The following is an 18,276-nucleotide window of genomic DNA, read 5'->3' on the forward strand; positions in this document are numbered from 1 at the left end:
TTGCGCGGGGCGCTATCGCAAATCGCCGGTCAGCTGGTCCTGTGGAGAACCGGTGTTCTCCAGATTCCCCGAAGAGTCCTTCACCCCATCCCAGGCGATCTGAAAGCAATCTCCGGATTCATTGGCCGAACCCGCGACGGTGAGTTCGAAATGGCCTTCGCGGCCATTGACCCAAACGAACGTACTCTGTCCCGGCACCGTGGTATTCGAAGCGGCCGTTCCGATATCGGAGCAGCCTGTTTGTCCTTCATCGGTCAGCGTGAGCGTGGGGGAAACCTTCGTATCCATGAACTCGCTGCAACGAACGCGAAGATAGATTTTCTTGTCGGTGGCGGTCGTGTTCTGGCCGCTGTCATTTTGCCCGGCGGCATTGATCGCCGGCTGATTCCCCGATGCGGAATCCAGGTCCGCGCTGCATGCGGCCGGCGATCCGGAGAGGGCGCACAGGCTGCACGTGGGCGGTTTCTTGTCGATGAACTTGCGTGCCGTGTCCGGATTGGGCGCCGAGGGGAGTCCGTCCCGATTCCGGCCCACCACCGACACGAAGATCTGGTTTCCCTCGGAGAAGGGCGTGGCGTCATCCACGGCCTCGCCCACCGTTCCGTCGAGGTCGGCGTCATCATTGGGCGTCACATCGAAGGCCGCCAGGGAGAGGGTGGCCACCACGAATTCGCCGCGCGATCGCACGTTGTTCGCAGACGGCGTGATGTCCGTCCAGTCGGCGTTTCTCTTCGTATCCCGGGCGAACACGGCATAGCCGGAGACATCGGCGAGACTCTTCCACAGGATCTGCACGGTGGCCGAGTTCCAATCGACATCCGATTCCGTGCGGGTGGGACTGCCCACGTCCGAGTCCAGCGTCACGCCGGTCACGGCCGGGGCGTCCGGCTGATTGCTCTTGACCGGCCGGAGGTTGAGCGTGAAGCCCGTGCCTCCCAGCGTGGTCCCGAGGGTGCTCCGCGCATTCGCCGAAATCGCTAGCACGTAGCGCCCTCCGGGCGCCAGGTCCAGGGACGTGGTCACCAATAACTTTACGCCGTTTTCCAGCTTGAGGTTCACGGCCACCGGATCTCCCTGGCCGGCGTTTCCGCGCAGCGTGACCAGCGGCGAGGGTGGATCCGTTGCGGACCCCGCATCGATATTGGCTTCCAGAGAAGCGTCCATCGGGATGTTGAACACGATCGCGATCGGATTCTGGCTCGTGGTGTATGGAATGGCGCGGAAGAGCGCGCCCGGCTCCACGGTGGACCACACCACGGACGGAACGGGTCGGCCGGGATCGGAGCACAGGCTTTCAGGCGGCGGAGAGAGGTTCAGCGGATTACAGGCCGCCGAACTCCGAAGATTGATCAACACGTCTTCGCTCCCCTCGGCGTTGCGCCCGAACTGGGTCAGATTGATCGCGGTGGAACTGACCCACGTCCCGTATTCGGGCACTCCATTCCCGTCGATGTCGAGTGGAAGGACGTACAAGTTGCCGGCCGCGAGCACGGCGCGAGGGAGTTTGGCCTCCTCGGTCCCGATGGCAAAACGCCCCTCACCGTCCGTGTTCACTCCCCAAACGCGGGGGACATCCTGAAATCCCTGGGCCAGAAAATCCACGACGAAGTTGACGCCCCGATCTCGAAACTCCCCTCCGCCATCCGTCGAAAAGATGCGGCCCCGCAGGATGGCGTTACGCTGTACGAGGGAGGCGTTCTGCGTGGCGATGGGATCCTCGGAGGAGACCGGTTGGGTCTGCGCGGCCGCGCCCGTAATCAATCCCACGATGGTCACCTGGGTCGACCATTCCGAGTACACCCGCTCCTCGCCCTGCACCATGGCGCTGCCCGCGAAGGAAACGGGAATCGCCGCCTCCACCGGAACATTTCCGATGGCATACGACCCCGCCTCGCTGAAACGGGTCTGGGGGTCGTCGTCCAGCGTCAGCGTCGTATTCCACTTCTTGTCGAAGAAGGCCGAGACCTGGATCCGGGAGAGCCGTTCGCCGCCCTCCGCATCCCGCACGATTCCCTGGATCGTACCCCGATTCACACGGATGTTTTTTTCGGCGACCGGTTGCTCGATGCAACCCGCGGCCAGCAGGGTCGCGAGCGCTATGAACCGCTCAGGCTGGTGGAGCACTGTTGACTGAGAGGATGGAATGGATTGTTGGCCTCCGCGGTGGTCTTGCCGCAGGATACGAGCGCGCTCACTTCGAACACGGCCTGGGATTCGATCTTCGGTGTTTGATAAGGGAGCTTCCGGCTTTGATCTCCGGATTCCCTTCCGGTCCGCGCAGTTGTTTCCGCCACCCTTGCCTCTTGGGCGAAGAGTAAACCATGACCCTCGCAGGGTGTCAAGGCGAAAACGAACCGCAGTTTTTTCCTGACAAGTCCGGCTTGACAAATTAAGCACTTGTATTTACTCTACTATTCTTATGTACCTCGGCTATTGGGGCCTCGTGGCGGCACCGTTCCCGATGGCCCCCGACCCCCGTTTTTTTTTCCTGGGCTCTTCCCATCAGTCCGCCCTTTCGAAATTGTACTACGGGATGCAGACGTGCAGCCCCGGCATTCTCGTCACGGGGCCGCACGGAGCGGGCAAGACCTTTATGCTGCGTCTCCTCATCCACACGCTGCCGCCGGAGAAATACAATGTGGGCCTCCTGTTCAATCCTCCGCTCGGCACCGATCAGCTCCTTCCCGAGCTGATGTACCAACTCGACGTTCCGATCTCGAACGGGGGGCCGCAGGAACAGCTCCGCGAGCTCTCCGACCGGATCATCAGCGACCATCTTCGAGGCATCCACACCCTACTTCTCATCGATGAAGCCCAACTTCTGCCGCCGGAATCACTCGAGCAGCTTCGCGTCCTGGCCAACTACCAACTGGATGCACAAAGTCCCGTCACGCTCATCCTTTCCGGACTTCCCAGCCTCCGCCCCACCCTCGCGCCGAATGTCGCCCTCCTTCAGCGATTTGCCATCAGCGTTTCGATCACGCCCCTCACTCCACGCGAAACGGTTCGATATGTACTCCATCGTCTCCGATGCGCCGGCGCCGTTCGGGCCATCTTTACGGACGAGGCTCTCCAATCGGTGCAACGGCACTCGGGGGGCGTTCCCCGGCTGATCAATGCCTTGTGCGATGCATCCCTGCTTGAAGGATGGACCGAGCGCCGGACGTATGTGGAAGGGTATTTGGTGGAAAAGGTCGCCCGTGCCTCCGCCTTTCGAGTGGCTTCCCCGGTAGCCGCAGGCTTCATGCCTGCGTCCGAGGAGGCACCCTAAAGGATGCGCCTACCAAGAGCCAACGGCTTCCCCCGGCGGATAGGGTCGAAAGTTACCCGGTCCAGAGTCGAGGGTTTCAGAGATGGCACATGCAGACGGTAGGACCACGCTCGGAGACGGTTGACCCTTCCGGCGGTACGCTCTTGCGCTCCGGCCTGCCGCGAATTCTCTGCGCGTGGCGCGCCACCGAGCCCGCGTATCACAAGGCGCGAACCACCCTCTTCGATGCAGGCTACTCCGTGCTCGAAGTCTGGGACCTCACCATGCTCCAGCGGGTCCTCCAGGAACGCAATTTCGATCTCCTCGTTTTCGATATCCGGCTTCCCGATGTTTCGTTCCCGCAGGTCGTTCAGATGACCGGGCACGGTGGGCGGACCATTCCGATCATTGTCGTTTCCGACCGGGCGAACGCGGAATGGCGATGGTCCACCTTTGACGGCGGGGCGTACGAATACCTGGTCCTGCCCTCGGAAGAGCGGGAATTCCTCGACTGTGTGAACGATGCGCTTGGAACGGAGCGCTTCAAGTCCGACTTCCCGATGTTCGCCGGGGCATCCGCTTTGCCCGGGACCTTTCCCACCCCCCCCCCCGCCCCCCCCACCCCCGCCCCCCCCCCCCCCCCCCCCCCCCCCCCCCCCCACCTTCCCCCTCAAGGGGGGAAGGGACAAGAAGGAGTGCGCCTTACCTTCTTTCCCCCTCCCTTTCGACGGGGGAGGGTCAGGGAGGGGGTGAACGCTTACCACCCGCCGACGCTCCTTCCCTGAGGGAGGTCGTTGCCAGCGTCAGACCTTTCCCACACAGTGCCCTGCCGATTCCGGCCGATCCCGCCCTGCCCCTCCCGGTCAGTCCAAAAGAAGCCGGCGACATGTTGACCATGCGCAAGGACATCAGCGCGACCAAGGAGCGGGAGCGGCAACTTCGCATCGAACTCGCAGCCAAGGAACGCATGATCAAGAAGATGGAACGTTTTGAGTCGATGGTGATCGAACTCCAATCCGAGAACGCCCATCTCAAGGAGGCCGTCGCGCGGGTCCAGCAGGAATCCGTCGCCCCCACCTCCGGCCTGTCCCATGGAGAACAGGTCCATGGGAGTCGTACGATCCCGGCCGTGTTGATCCTCCTTCTCGTCTTCCTCGCAGGAGGATTCTATGTCTGGAAGAATGGCATCCCCGGCCGGAAGTCCGTCCGAACGGCGACCCCCACCGTGGCCCCGTCGCTCCCGACCGCCCGGATTTTTCATCCCACCGAACTCACGGACGTGGCCCTCGGCATGGCCGAAACCCTGTCGAACATGGGCGTGCAGGTCCAAGCCCTCGAGCCGCTGACCAACCCGGTGGCGCGCACCACCGTGTTCTACGCGCAGGGCAAAGAGGAGACGGCCCATTCCATCGCGGGCCGCCTCGGGCCGGATACGGACCTCCGCCCCAGGGACTGGCCCAGCGGGGCCGATCTGATCATCGTTCTGGGCGAGGACAGGCTGGAATAACCCTCAAGGAGTGGACAAGGAATCAAGTGGACCCTTCATGGTAGCCGCAACCTTCAGGTTGCGTCCGCTCTATCGTGCGCAGGCTAAAGCCCCTTGCCACGGAGGGCATGGGACCATGCAATGTTGCCGCGCTCAGGATGGCGCGGCATGTAACATGGCCTGCGGCTACCAAGCACTTTGCCACTTCCGGACGCTTGCTTGAAGAATACGGACCTGCTCAAAGGGAGTGTGGGCGGATCGCCCGCGGCGCAGTCTCCACAGGCGCCTCCTCCCGCTCCGGGACGCAAAATGCGGATGATCGATACGATTCGCCCCGAGGCTCCCCCCCCCCGGGAAACGACTCGCCCCGTCCCGATTCAAGTCCAGGCCGAACCGGAACCCACAGCCCGTCCCACACCCGGCTCAGAGCGCCCGCCGAATCTCCCCATTCCCGTTGAATCGCCGCATCCTGAGATCCATGGAGGCGTGCCCGCGCATCGGCGGGCCAGTTCGCTGGAGAAGTTCGAGCAGAGCCTGACCGACCTGTTCCACAGGGCGCGGCAGAAAGAACCGGCGGTCCTCCCGGACGATTTTTGGCTCGATGTTCACGAATTGGTGGAGATGGTGCCTGAAGACCCCGATGGATTTCTGGCTCACGTGTTTGAAATGGGTCCTGATGATCCCGAGTGGCCGCTCGAACACCACGCGATCAATGTGGGTATCCTCTGCATCCTGGTCGGCCGGCATCTGAGACTGGATGAGCACGACTTGAGAGATTTGGCCGGTGGGGCGCTGGTGCACGACCTCGGACTCGCCCCGTTGAAGCGACTGACGGAGCAGAACCGCCGGCTCACGGATCGGGAACGCCGTCTCATCAGCCTGCACGCCTACGAAGGTGAAAGACTGTTTGCCGATGCCAACAAGGGGTTCGATACCGTCCAACTGATCGTGCGACAAAGCCAGGAGCGTGAGAACGGGACAGGCTCGCCGGAAAAAATCTCCACCGATGCCATCCATCCTCTCTCAAAGATTGTCGGAGCTTGCGACGCCCTGGAGAGCCTGACCCATCGACGGCCTTACCGGCCGATCTCCACTCCCCGCGCGGCCATTCAGAAACTCCTCGATGAAAAAGAGAAATACGCTTCTCCCGTGCTGAAGGCCATGTTGACCTGCATCACCCCCTATCCTCCGGGCAGCGTGGTCCACCTCAGCACCGGTGTGCGGGCGCGCGTCAAGCGCGTCAATGCCGGGAGCTGTCTGCGTCCGGTAGTCACGCCTTTCGGGCCCGGCAAGCACGAGGGAATCGATCTGGACTTGATGCATCTGCCTCACGTCTGGATCCAAGAACTGAAAGGATAGGCGCGGGGTGGAACGTCCGGCCACCGTTTCCTTCCCGCAGGTTGTCAAGATCATCGCCAGGCGGAAGGCCATCGTGGTCCTGTCCTGCGTCATCGGCGTGGCCATGGGAATGTTCCAAGTCCGTTCCAAAGCCCCGACCTATGAGGCCACCGTCGTCATCCAAGTCAAGTCTCCGCCGCCCAGCGGTCAGGGCGGGTACTTCGAGACCGTCCAGCATTCCGTCGTCCAGGCCTACACGGCTTCGCTCGTGATCACCTCCACTCCCTTTCTGCTGCGGGTCGCCAAGGAACTTGGGAAGATTCCCCGTGAGATGTCCTGGGACGATGTGAACAAGTCCGACATTCACCTCGGAGTCATCAAGGCGCTCAGGTCCAAGATTACGGCCAACCAGCGGCGGGGTGAAGGGCCGACGCCGTTCGTCGAGATCACCGCCCATTCCGGAGAACCCGAAGAAGCACGGGATGTCGCGAATACCGCAGGGCGGGTGTTCATCTCCTATCACCGCGACAACGTGGTCAAGGTGGAGTCCGAAGCTCGCGAGTACCTCGACCAGCAGAAGACGCTCCTCTCCGGCCAGCTCGCAGAAGCACAGGAAGACCTGCTCCGATTCAAGACCCAGCGGGGCATCGTGGACATCGCTCCCGAACGCCAGCGAGCCATCCAGGAGAGGGTGGACCTGACGTCCACTCTCGAATCGCTGCAAGGCAAAGAGGAAAAGCTGGATGAAATGGCCGTCCGCTTCTCGGACGACCGCAATACCCACCGAGATGACATCCTGTCCTTGGGACTGAAAACGGCCGGGGTGGACGTCGGCGCACTCTTCGAATCGCTCCTCCAAGATGTCACCGCGCGGGATGTCCTGATCCAGGATCTGACCCCCGAGCACCCGGAGATCATCCAAATCGACCGCCGCGTCTTCAACGGTTTCAAGCGGCTGAAGGACAAGATCCACGAGGATCTGGATCAGGTGCACATTCAGCTGCGCGGGTGGGAAACTCGGCACGCCGCGCTCCTGAAGGAGGAAACGGAGCTCCTCCAGCTGGAGGCGCACGTGGACATGGTGCGGAAAAGCCTCGAAGGGCTCGACCAGGAACTCCAGGAGGTGGGCCTCAAGACCATCTACAGCGGCGAGCGCGCCCAGATCATTCAGCCTGCCGTCACGCCCGAGCGTGGATTCCGAAAGCAGTGGCCGACGTTTGTCACGGCGGGACTGCTCCTGGGATTCGTGATGGGGCTCTTCCTCGCCTTCGTTCGCGAGGCCTTCGACTTCTCCCTTCGGCAGATCGAAGAGATCGAGGAACTGCTCAAACTGAGCGTCCTCGGTCTGATCCCCCGCCACACGCCGGGCCGAGGAACTCTCGCGGAAACCTCGCCGAAACCCTACGCCCCCTCGATCGTCGAACGGGTCCCCCTGTTGAGCTTCCCCCGATCGCCGGTCTCGGAAAGTTTCCGAACGCTTCGCACCACCGTCCGCCGGATCGAGCCCGGCCATGAAGTGTACCTCGTGACCAGCGCCAGCCCCCAGGAGGGAAAATCTCTCCTCTCCCTCAACCTTTCCCTGGCCATGGCCCAGATCGGACTGAAAACGCTCCTCGTTGAGGCCAACATGCGCCGTCCCACCTTGGACAAAGTCATCGGTTTCAAGTCCTCCCCCGGCCTCATTCAAGTCCTCCAGGGAGCGATCGACTGGCACGAGGCGGTTCGCACACTCCCGGACCTCCTGCTCTCATCATGGACGCTTGATCTGGCGGAGGGGTCGGGGTTGGACCGGTTGGATTTCATTCCATCCGGAGGAAGCATCCATCATCCGTCCGAACTGATCGAAGACGGGTTCGACAATTTCAAACTGGCCGACGAGTGGCGCAAGGCCTACGACGCGGTCATTTTCGACGCGCCTCCCGTGGTGCCGGTCACGGACTCCGCCACGCTGGCCCGCTTCGCCGATCGGATTCTACTCGTCTATCGCATGGGGCGCACGCCTAGAGACCTCGTCCAACGCGCCAAGAAGAATCTGGAAGCCGCCGGCGGGAAGATACTGGGCGTCATCGTCAATGACGTCGAGTTCCGGGAAATCTCCGTTGGCGTCGGGTATCGCTACGGCCGGTACTATCATGCCGCGGAGACCACCCCCACGCGATCTTCCCGCCGGCAGAAGAAAGCCGCCTGAAAGAATCGAATCATCGAGCCATGTGATGATGGAGTCATCGCCGGAGAGTCTCGCCGGCTGGATCCCAACCGCCCCCCACAGCCACTTGATTCCATGACTACATGATCCGATGATTCCATTCTTCTAATGGGGTCATGTGGTGATGGGGCCATGGGGGGGGCGGGAAGTCCGCTCGATGGCTCCATGATTACATGATTCCATGACTCCATTCCTTCGATGTGCTATGTTCCCTTCCGATGCGGAAGGCACTCCTCAGCGTCTCGGACAAGACGGGGCTGGTCGAATTCGCCCGGGGCCTGACGTCGCTCGGATTCCATCTGCTCTCCACCGGCGGCACGGCACGCGTACTCAAGGAAACCGGCATCGAAGTGACGGACGTCGGCACCTACACCGGTTTTCCAGAAATGCTCGACGGCCGTGTAAAAACACTGCATCCCCGGATACACGCAGGAATTCTGGCCCGCCGCAATCATCCTGACGATCTGGCCGCTCTGAAGCGGAACGATATTCCCACCATCGATCTCGTGGCCGTCAACCTCTATCCCTTTGAGGAGAAAGTGCATGGAGGCCACACACCGCTGGACGAGGCGATTGAAGAAATCGACATCGGGGGGCCCACCCTGGTCCGGGCCGCCGCGAAGAACTTCGAACACGTCTGCGTGGTGATCGATCCCGCGGATTACCCCGCCGTGCTGGACCGGCTCAAGAAGAATACTCTGGACCGCGAATTCCGCCTGGCCCTGGCCGGCAGGGTGTTTTCGAGGACCGCCGCCTACGACGCGGCCATTTCCAATTACTTTGCCGAGCGACGCGCGGGAACCGATCTGCCGGAGACTCTGACGGTTCAACTGAAGAAAATCCAACATTTGCGGTACGGCGAGAACCCGCATCAACGCGGCGGTTCCTATCGATTGCTGGGCCATACATCCCTCGGCATCCTGGACAGCCGCCAACTCCAGGGCAAGGAACTTTCGTACAACAATCTCGTGGATGCGGAAGTGGCCGCACTTATCGTCAGGCAGTTTCCCGGCTGCGCCGCCGTCGTGATCAAGCACAACAATCCCTCCGGTGTGGGAACGCATCCCGCCTCCCTCAAGGAAGCCTATGTGAAAGCGCGCGACACCGATCCGGTGTCCGCCTTCGGAGGCGTCGCCGCCTTCAACACGGATCTCGACCCCGCTACAGCCCAGGAAATGACCAAGACCTTCACGGAGGTGGTCGTCGCGCCCGGATACGCTCCGGCCGCGTTGGAGGCCCTAAAAACAAAAAAGGATCTCAGAATTCTCGAGTGGAGATCTGAACACGCCCTCTCGCATGTCCCGCTTGACGTGCGGACGATCGGTGGTGGCGCGCTGGTTCAGGACCTGGACGTGGAGCCGGACGACCCCTCCCACTGGAAAACCGTCACGAAGAGGCCTCCCTCCGACAAAGAAGTTCAGGCCCTCGTTTTCGGCTGGCGTGTCTGCCGTTTTGTGAAATCCAACGCCATCGTCTTCACGACCACGGATCGCACGCTCGGCGTGGGCGCGGGGCAGATGTCGCGGGTGGACTCCGTCAAGATCGCAGGCACGAAGATGCGGGAATTCAAGCTGGAAGGCCGGCCTCTGGCCATGGGGTCGGATGCTTTCTTCCCCTTCAGGGACGGCATCGACGAGGCGGCCAAGATGGGCGTGACGGCCATTGTCCAACCTGGAGGGTCGATTCGCGACTCCGAAGTCATCGCCGCCGCCGACGAGCACGGCATGGCCATGATGTTCACCGGTCGCCGCCACTTCCGCCACTAGTTGGCCACCCGTTCACTGTTTGAGGCAGCCGGGCGCCTCCAGGAATGCCACCGGATGCTCGTTTTCACGGGCGCCGGCATTTCCGCGGAGAGCGGCATCCCCACGTTTCGCGGTCAGGGCGGGATCTGGGAAAAATACGAACCTGAATCCTTCGGAACCCTGCCGGGACTCGGCATGGTCTGGCTCACCCAACCCCAGCGGTTGTTGGAATTCATCGTCGAAGCGATGCAAACCTTCCTGCGAGCCGCCCCCAATCCCGCCCATCTCGCCATCGGGGAGGCCGAAAGGAAAGGGAGCGTCCGGGCGATTGTGACGCAGAACATCGACGATCTCCACGAAAGGGGCGGCTCGCGAACTCTGTACAAACTTCATGGCGACCTCTACACCCTCCGTTGCCTTCGATGCGACGGGCGGGCGAAGTTTGATCGCTCATCCGTCCAGGCCATCCTCAACCAACTGGATCAGATGCGCGTCGGGCGGCTCGCCCTGCTCAGGAAACTGTGGGAGATCCTGCCCCGATGTCCATCGTGCGAGGGACATACCCGGCCGGACGTCGTCTTCTTCGGCGAATCGCTTCCCGAAACAGTGCTGGCCGCCGCTCAGGAGGAGGCCGCGAAGTGCGATGCGCTCCTCATCGTCGGAACCTCAGGGGTGGTCTATCCTGCGGCCTTGATCCCGCAAATGGCCGCGCGAAGCGGAGCCTTGATCGTCGAAGTGAACAACGAGGAAACTCCCTACACCCAGATTTCAAATTATTCGTTCCTCCGCAAAGCCGGAGAGATCGTTCCGAAACTCCTCGGAATGTGATCATGGCATGATGTAGCCATGTAACCATGTATTCATGTAATCAAGTGGAAGAGCCGCGTTCCCAAAGACCACGTGATCACATGACCACGTGATTACATGGCCACATGGATACATGATCACATTCCTAGAAATGAACATCCACCATCACTGAGAAACGGATGTTCTTTTCTCCTTTCAGTTCCCGTTGCACCCCGGCGCCCAAGGTCGCCTTCGGAGCATTCCACGCGGCTCCGAAGGTGATGCTGTTCTGTGCCTCGGGCTGATCGGGCGGTTTCTCAACCAGATATCCTCCCCGGAAATCCACCTGCTCCTCCAGGGTCAATTGGAGGGCCGCTCCCCACTGCGTGACCGATTTCTCGAAAGGAACTTCCTTCACGTGGCCGGTGGCCAGAACGTACGGTGGATATTTCGCTGAAATCCCTCCGGAGATCTCGCGCCGCCCTTCCGGAAAAATGCTCTTCACCTCCACCACATTGTACGCCGCCAAGCCGAGCGCGCCGTATTCGAACGGCGCCCACAGAAAACCCGCGTCGCCGGTGAAGCCCTCGTGCTTCTCCACGATCTTGTCTCCGATGAAATCGTAGATGTCACGGGTCATCCGAAGGTACTTCACCCCTCCGCCGAGGTACACACCCTCAAGGAGATCGTAGGACAAGGCCAGGTGTCCGCGGTGAAGCCCCCGGCCTGAGCTGCCGCTTCCCTCGGGCTCGTAGTGCCGCACGTACGCCACTCCGGCGGCCACCGGCTGCGTTTCCGAGTCGACGATGCTGCCGACAAATTCCCTCTCCCGCCCGGGAACGGTGTTGAAAGCGAAAGCAAGCGCGTAACGTTCCCACTGACTCATGCCGGCCGGGTTGGAGGTGATGGCGCTGTTGTCGTCCGCCGCCGCGACCATGGAATTCGCCAGGCCGGCCGGTTTGGAGGTGATGAAGTCGCTGGCATCCGCGGCGCTCGTGAGTCGTGAGTGGTAAGTCGCCAGTAGAATGAATGCAGAGACCGCTGTATGCCGGAACCCGTGAAGCCGTGAAGCCGTGAAGCCGCCGGAGGGAGACGAGCCCGAGAGTGACTGGATCACGGGATCACGATTCACGGGGTCACGACCCGGCCTCAGCCGAATTCCCGCATCCCTTCGATGATCTTCGGGAGTAGATTTCCCCGGACGGTCTTGGCCGCAACCTTGATGGCATTCTTCACGGCCAACGCCCTCGACCGACCGTGCGCCTTGATCATGAGTCGGTCGAATCCGATCAGCGGTGCTCCGCCGTACTGTTCCCAGTCGGTGACCTGCTTGAGCTGCCTAATGCCGCTGCGGAGGGCCAGAAGTCCGAATTTCCAGAGGAACTTTTCTTTGAAGGCGTAGTGGGCCAGCCGCATGGCCGTTTCGCTGACCCCCTCAAGCATTTTGACCACGACATTTCCGTAGAAACCGGCGCAGACCACCACATCGGCAGTTCCTTTGGGGATGTCCACCCCTTCCACATTTCCGATGAACTGAATCTGCCTGCCGGTTTTCAGAAGCTGGTGCGCCTCCTTGATCTCCGGCAGTCCTTTCATCTCCTCCGTCCCGTTCGAGAGCAGCGCCACCTTCGGCCTCGCATTGCGGCTGATGATCGAGGCGTACACGCTTCCCATCACGGCAAACGACACCAGATCTCTCGGCGCAGCCGTCACGGTGGCTCCTACGTCAAGGATCAAGGAGAAGGGATCCTCCTTCTCGCCGCGACGAATTTCGGTCGGATACACCGCCGCGAGCGCCGCGCGGGTCACGCCCGGGGCACGGTTGAAATGCTTGGCACAGGCCATGATGGCCGCGCCTGTGTTGCCGGCCGTCACCATCACCTCGGCGCGCCCTTCCTTCACCACCCTCGCCACCACGTTCATCGAGGCCAGGGGTTTCCGTTCCACCGCCTCCCTGGGTTCCTCATCCATCCCAATGACCTCGCGAGCGTGCTCCACCTCAATCTGTTTGGGATCGTAGGAAAGGCCGCTCAGGAGGGTCTCGATCCGAGCGCGATCACCGACGAGGAGGATCTTGTTGTCAGATTCCTGCGAGGCCAGCACGGCCCCGCGGACGATTTCGTCCGGGGCGTGATCCCCTCCCATGGCGTCGACGGCTATGGTCGCCATCGTCGATCAGCCTTCACTGAACTTCCGCGCCACAATTCTCTGAAGTAAAGCCGGATTCGCTTTGCCCTTCGTCTCTTTCATCGCCTGCCCTACAAAAAATTGGAGGAGCTTCGTTTCGCCGGATCGAACCCGCTCCGCCTCTTTCGGAAACTTCGCCACGACGGCCGCAACCACCGTCTCGATATCGCCTTCGTTCGTGATCTGCTTGAGGCCCCTTTTCTCGATGATCGTGGGCGCTCTCTGGCCGGATACGACCATCTCCTCCAAAATCTCCTTGCCCATCTTGCCGCTGACTGTACCCGATTCGATGGCTTTCAGCAGTTCCGAAAGAGAGGCCGGCGTCACAGGCCCACCCACGATCGGACGATTGTGTTTCCGAAGCATGCCGACCAATTCCACGCTCAGCCAGTTGCTGACCGTTTTGGCCTGGGGATGGACGGCCACTGCTTTCTCAAAAAACTCCACGAGATCGAGATCATCAATGAGCGTCTCGGCATCGGCGGCCGGTAGCCCCAGCGTCTCGACATATCTTCGAAGTTTTTCCAGGGGCAATTCGGGAATCTGAGATCGTACCTCGCCCAACCATGCCTCCGGAATCCGGATGGGGAGCAAATCCGGATCGGGAAAGTACCGGTAGTCGTGAGCCTCCTCCTTGCTCCGCATCGGACGGGTCTCTGCCGCTTCCGCGTCCCAAAGGCGGGTTTCCTGAACAATCCGCTCCCCCTGTTCCAAGGCCTTCGCCTGTCTTTGCCGCTCGTACTCCAACGCCAGTTGGACATTGCGGAACGAATTCATATTCTTGATCTCCACCTTGGTCCCCAGCTTGGAGTCGCCCTCTCGGCGTATGGAGATGTTCGCATCGCAGCGCAGACTTCCCTCCTCCATGTTGCCGTCGCACACACCGGTGTACCGCAGGATGTTTCTCAGATTCTTGAGGTACTCGGCGGCCTCTTCGGACGACCGCATCTCCGGTTCGCTGACGATTTCGACCAGCGGCACTCCGCACCGGTTGAAGTCGACGAGACTGGCGTTTCGTTCGTGCACCAATTTGCCGGCATCTTCCTCCATGTGCATCCGCACCAAGCCGACTTTCTTCATGCCTGCTTTCTCACGCACATCCACGTGGCCGCCGGTGGCCAGCGGACTCTCATACTGCGAAATCTGGTAAGCCTTCGGCAGATCGGGGTAGAAATAGTTCTTCCGCGCCATGATGCTTTCCGGATGGACGCGGCAGCCTGCCGCCGTTGCCGCCTTCATCGCGAGACGCACCGCTTCCCGGTTGATCACCGGAAGCACCCCCGGCATGCCGAGGCACACGGGACAGACGTTTGAATTCGGAGAATCGCCGAACCGGGTGGAGCAGCCGCAAAAGAGTTTCGTGCGGGTTTTGAGTTGGGCATGAACCTCCAGCCCGATGACGGTCTCGAACATATCCGAACGATATCCGTCGCCTATCGGTGTGTCAACGATGTAGATTCTTGTTTTTGCGGGGATCGGAGGGCCGAGAGATCAGCCGGGCGGACGGGGGCGGGGCTATGCAGCCTTTTTGGTCTCCAGCTTGGTGATTCTCTCCTCGTGATCCTTGAGCTTTGGGGCCAAGATCTCTATCAGGTGTTCGATCCGGGAGTTGGTCTGCTCGATGCGGGAGTTGGTCTGCTCGATGCGGGAGCTGAGATCCTCCCGCATGGCGGCCATCTCCCGCCTCACGGACGAGAGCTCGCTCACAATCTGTTCCAGCAAGACGTGAGTGCGGGCTTCTCCGTTCCCCCGCTGACCGTTGGACTTCCGCCGTTTCACATCCACAGTCTACCTTCCCTATTGAAGCCATTCAACCTTGCACACACCGAAGACCACTATGCCGGCCCCGCAATGCCGGTGATAAAGCTACTTGCGGGGAGCCTTCTTCTGCGATCCAGGAGGGGTGGGGAGCTTGCCGCCCGGAGACGGGGATGGCGGCGCGTTTCCGGGATCTTCGAGAATGCGGATCTTGTCGTCGCCCCAGTACATCTTGCCCTGCCCCGTTTCAGCGGGGTCGCCGGACTCGGACGAGACGAAGACTTTCATGAGGCCGTCCAGTTCCCAGCCGCGGATGTCTTTCAGGAGGTCAATCACGAGCGATCTTGGAAACTTCGCTTCCCACCTCCCGCCTCCCTCCTCCCAGTTCACACGGTCCGCCGCAACGGTCCCCTGGAATTTCGTCGTCGTCGCAAGCAGGCCGGCATTCTGCGGCGCGGAGAGATAGGCAGTAATCCATTTCCCTTCGCTCTTGAAGTTCAGCGTGTCCGGATCCACATCCAACTCCACCTTCACCGGCTCCTTCTCCGTCGTCTGAATGATGAGCGTGTTCGACCACACCTCGCCGATCCAGATCCTCGACGGATCACCCAGAGGGGGAACAATGTCGGGATTGATTGTCTTGTTTCGAAGGAGCCACCTGGCCCGGTAGGTCATGGCAGGAAAAGAGGGAATCGTGGGGCACTCTGCGAGAAACTCGCAGCTGGAATCATAGATGGGAGCGGTCCCAAAGAACCGATCCACGTTGGGATAGGTTCGGCTAAACGTCTCGCCCTGCTTGACAAGCGGGTACCAAAACGCAGCCTGCCGGGGCTCGGCAATTTCTCCGCTAAACCTGGAAACAAGTGGACGTCCCAATGAATCATGGAGTTCGAACTTCTTGGATCCTTGCATGTACAATGAATTGTGCGGCGCATAGACGTTCAGCTCGCGATCCATCCCATTGAACACGGAGAAAGTGAGAGCCCACGGGGCACCCGTTCTGACCACCTGGCCGGGAATTGAAAGCGTTGGTGCAACTGCACTTATCTCTCCGACGAGCGCAGAAGCGGCAACGACAAGGACTGCCGATAGGTTCATAGCTCGCACCTTGGAAACTTTGTCGGATCGCACTCGTCGGGAGGTACCTGGTCCTCCCTGCAAGTGTAGTATGTAGCGCAAGGCCCGGTGGCTTGGGAGGGATCGTTGTTCGGGCACGGATCGAAGCACGCGTTTTGGCATGTCTCAGCCATCGTCTCGGAACCAATCTCGGTGACTGGCACCTTCGACTTCTGTTCTTCAACGCAGAGATGGATCAGTTCATGCAGCAAGGTGGGTTCCCAACGGTTTTTGCCCGCCTGCTCCTTGCATACAACGGCCTGATTACCCCCCGACCAGCCGCTGAAACCCGGGCACTCCGGGTCGGAATTATCATGGCAGGCAATCTTGGCCCCGCCGCTCGACGGATCCCCCGACAATCTCTTGACGCATTCCGCCAGATTTCCGTGGAGGCAATCCTGCCCATTCTTCTGCGGCGGGTCTGTCTTCCACGTCTTCTGGAGGCACGCCACGCGGTTTTCGCATTGGGACTGATCGGCTTGGCACGGGTTGTCGGCTTCACAGGAGAATGCCCGCCTTGGGGCCAAGAGGTCGTGCTCCCATTCGGGCCGCTCCGGCGCGAGGGTCGGAGGTCCCAGCTTCAAGTACCCCTGAATACTGCTCAGCCTCGCCTCCGACGCCACCCTCGTCCATCTCAATCCCGCCATCTCCAAACTCTCCCTCCCCTCCGGCATCCGCTCCACCTCCAATTCAACGGCCACAGGAGGCAACTCCCATTCCATCGATCCCCCGGCGTGACAAACATAGGGACTGTCCTCCTTTTGAGGATCAACCACCTCCGCTCCCGGCACGCACACCAGCGCTCCCCCAGTGGTCGGGTACACCCCGTTGAGCCTCACCCCTTGCTCCTCCACCGCGGGCGTGAAGGACATCGCCGTCTCCACGTCGATCGGAGGATAGGCCACCACCATCAACGCCGAAACCGCCTCCGCCGGATCTCTCCAAGGCCCCCTCCCGGAAACCAACCGGGACGGCGCCATCCCCGGACACCCCCCCGGAGGGGCAAAATCGGATGAAGCGCGAGCCTTCAAAATCACGTCATTGTGATACCACCAGTCATAGCCGGTCCCAACGTCCGGGTGACAGAATCCCCCAAAGGCGTCCCACTGAAGATGCACGGACGTCTCCTCAACCGCCCCGGCGTCACAGGCATATTTGATCGCATCCGCGCAGTCGGAAAACGTGTAGTCGGTCCCCGGCATGGCGTTGTCATGGAAGGACCACTCCAAGCAGCCCCGTTGCGTCCCATCCGATTCAAGGTCCGCCGTCACGTGAATCACTTCGTCCACCACCCGAGGCTCTCCCGGCACGCAGCCCCCACCAACCGGGTCCGGGTACGCGGGCGTGTCCCCGCGGGTATGCACCTCAAACCGATGGTCGCAGTGGAACGACGTCGGCATGAAGGGACCCTCCGCACCTCCCGGAACCCGCACCGGCGCCTGAGCAGGCTGAGGCTCGGCCGGGACCACCCGAACCACAAGAGGAACCGATCGAACGGAGCAGCCCTCCTTCGTCAGCGCTCCCAGCGTCACCAGATAGTTCCCCGGTCCAACGGGGACCGCGTGGGCCGTCACCGACCCCTCCACCCCCACCGGCACCGTCTCCACCGGCGGCTGACCGGCATCCGACTGCCAGAGGGTAAACACCTCCTCCAACTTCTCAATCGGCAGACCCATCACCCGAAGGAAATCCCCCGCACGAACCCTCAATCGAAGAGGAGAAAGGGAGTAATGCGTGGAAGTGGGACAAGCCGGAACGCCAGCCAACAGTGTGCCGGAGGGATCGATCCCCTTCGTCCCCATGGGATCAAGGGCCGATTCACCCACGAGTTGATCCCCTCCGATCCGCTTCGAACCTTCGCCCGGAGGAGAGTCCTTCCCCCCACACCCGGAAGGAGACAGGTGAAACACCGCGCTTAGGCTCATGGCCATAAGAAGAGTGACACGTGACGCAAGACTCGAAAGACATTTCTCTCTCCGGCGTTCACGTGCAACATTCGACGTTCCATCAGCCCCCGCCATGCCATGCGATTAACACCCCTCAGGCGCCGGCCGTCCTGGCCAGCGTTTCATGGGCGAGTGCCGCACCCCATCGCCGAGGACGGCAGGTGCCACGATAGGAGACACCGCAGGATGCGGTGCATGTCGCGTGGCCATCCGTGGCCGGCACACTTTCGTGAATTGTAAGTGCGTCTACCAAAATGCGTAGGGGAGGGTCTTCAGACCCTCCCGACAAGAGGGAGCATCTGAAGATGCTCCCCTACGAATCGGCATTCCGTTAGACGCACTAGGTCGTGAGTCGAAACCCCACACAGGAATGTAATCATGTGGACATGGGGTCATGTGGTCAAGCAGCCCACTAACGCGCTTGACTTGGAAGCGTTGCGGCCTAGAATCCAGGCATC

At 61.2% G+C, this 18,276-nt stretch carries 15 protein-coding genes; 7 read left to right on the forward strand and 8 right to left on the reverse strand.

Annotation, left to right across the window (positions count from 1 at the left end; all coding sequences use genetic code 11):
• Positions 1-12 precede the first annotated feature (12 nt).
• Positions 13-2,124: a hypothetical protein gene (locus tag HYT87_10695; GenBank protein ID MBI2060226.1), complete on the reverse strand. Its 2,112-nt coding sequence runs from the start codon at positions 2,122-2,124 to the stop codon at positions 13-15.
• The gene (locus HYT87_10700; protein MBI2060227.1) at positions 2,097-2,294 is read right to left on the reverse strand and encodes a hypothetical protein; all 198 of its coding nucleotides are present in this window, start codon (positions 2,292-2,294) and stop codon (positions 2,097-2,099) included. The genes HYT87_10695 and HYT87_10700 overlap by 28 nt, the downstream gene beginning before the upstream one ends.
• A 149-nt stretch (positions 2,295-2,443) precedes the next feature.
• On the opposite strand from HYT87_10700, the gene HYT87_10705 reads away from it, so the two are divergent.
• The 7 genes from HYT87_10705 (at position 2,444) to HYT87_10735 (ending at position 10,853) form a co-directional block, all read left to right on the forward strand.
• Positions 2,444-3,271, forward strand: coding sequence for an AAA family ATPase (locus HYT87_10705; GenBank protein ID MBI2060228.1), 828 nt, complete (start codon positions 2,444-2,446; stop codon positions 3,269-3,271).
• 89 nt (positions 3,272-3,360) lie between these two features.
• Complete coding sequence (locus HYT87_10710; GenBank protein MBI2060229.1) at positions 3,361-4,035, forward strand: response regulator; 675 nt, start codon at positions 3,361-3,363, stop codon at positions 4,033-4,035.
• A gap of 101 nt (positions 4,036-4,136) precedes the next feature.
• The gene (locus tag HYT87_10715; protein ID MBI2060230.1) at positions 4,137-4,757 is read left to right on the forward strand and encodes a LytR C-terminal domain-containing protein; all 621 of its coding nucleotides are present in this window, start codon (positions 4,137-4,139) and stop codon (positions 4,755-4,757) included.
• 465 nt (positions 4,758-5,222) lie between these two features.
• Positions 5,223-6,095, forward strand: coding sequence for an HD domain-containing protein (locus tag HYT87_10720; protein MBI2060231.1), 873 nt, complete (start codon positions 5,223-5,225; stop codon positions 6,093-6,095).
• 7 nt (positions 6,096-6,102) lie between these two features.
• Positions 6,103-8,262 (forward strand): polysaccharide biosynthesis tyrosine autokinase, encoded by a 2,160-nt coding sequence (locus HYT87_10725; protein MBI2060232.1) that lies wholly within the window; start codon positions 6,103-6,105, stop codon positions 8,260-8,262.
• Between the two features lie 236 nt (positions 8,263-8,498).
• Positions 8,499-10,046 (forward strand): bifunctional phosphoribosylaminoimidazolecarboxamide formyltransferase/IMP cyclohydrolase, encoded by a 1,548-nt coding sequence (gene purH / locus HYT87_10730; GenBank protein ID MBI2060233.1) that lies wholly within the window; start codon positions 8,499-8,501, stop codon positions 10,044-10,046.
• Positions 10,047-10,100: 54 nt separating this feature from the next.
• Positions 10,101-10,853: an NAD-dependent deacylase gene (locus HYT87_10735; GenBank protein ID MBI2060234.1), complete on the forward strand. Its 753-nt coding sequence runs from the start codon at positions 10,101-10,103 to the stop codon at positions 10,851-10,853.
• A gap of 124 nt (positions 10,854-10,977) precedes the next feature.
• Here the strand turns inward: HYT87_10735 and HYT87_10740 are convergent, their stop codons facing one another.
• The 6 genes from HYT87_10740 to HYT87_10765 all read right to left on the reverse strand — a co-directional run bounded on the left by HYT87_10740 (position 10,978) and on the right by HYT87_10765 (position 17,698).
• Entirely contained in the window at positions 10,978-11,943 is a 966-nt protein-coding gene (locus tag HYT87_10740; GenBank protein ID MBI2060235.1) for a hypothetical protein, read from the reverse strand.
• Positions 11,944-11,960: 17 nt separating this feature from the next.
• Positions 11,961-12,980: a phosphate acyltransferase PlsX gene (gene plsX / locus HYT87_10745; GenBank protein MBI2060236.1), complete on the reverse strand. Its 1,020-nt coding sequence runs from the start codon at positions 12,978-12,980 to the stop codon at positions 11,961-11,963.
• A gap of 6 nt (positions 12,981-12,986) precedes the next feature.
• Positions 12,987-14,411, reverse strand: coding sequence for an Asp-tRNA(Asn)/Glu-tRNA(Gln) amidotransferase subunit GatB (gene gatB, locus HYT87_10750; GenBank protein MBI2060237.1), 1,425 nt, complete (start codon positions 14,409-14,411; stop codon positions 12,987-12,989).
• Between the two features lie 102 nt (positions 14,412-14,513).
• Entirely contained in the window at positions 14,514-14,777 is a 264-nt protein-coding gene (locus HYT87_10755) for a hypothetical protein (protein ID MBI2060238.1), read from the reverse strand.
• 87 nt (positions 14,778-14,864) lie between these two features.
• On the reverse strand, positions 14,865-15,854 hold the full coding sequence (locus tag HYT87_10760) for a hypothetical protein (GenBank protein ID MBI2060239.1): 990 nt from the start codon (positions 15,852-15,854) through the stop codon (positions 14,865-14,867).
• Positions 15,851-17,698, reverse strand: a complete 1,848-nt coding sequence (locus HYT87_10765; GenBank protein MBI2060240.1) for a hypothetical protein — start codon at positions 17,696-17,698, stop codon at positions 15,851-15,853. Before HYT87_10765 ends, HYT87_10760 begins: the two co-directional genes overlap by 4 nt.
• Between the last annotated feature and the right edge of the window lie 578 nt (positions 17,699-18,276).

Source organism: Nitrospirota bacterium (assembly GCA_016180645.1).
Classification (GTDB): domain Bacteria; phylum JACPQY01; class JACPQY01; order JACPQY01; family JACPQY01; genus JACPAV01.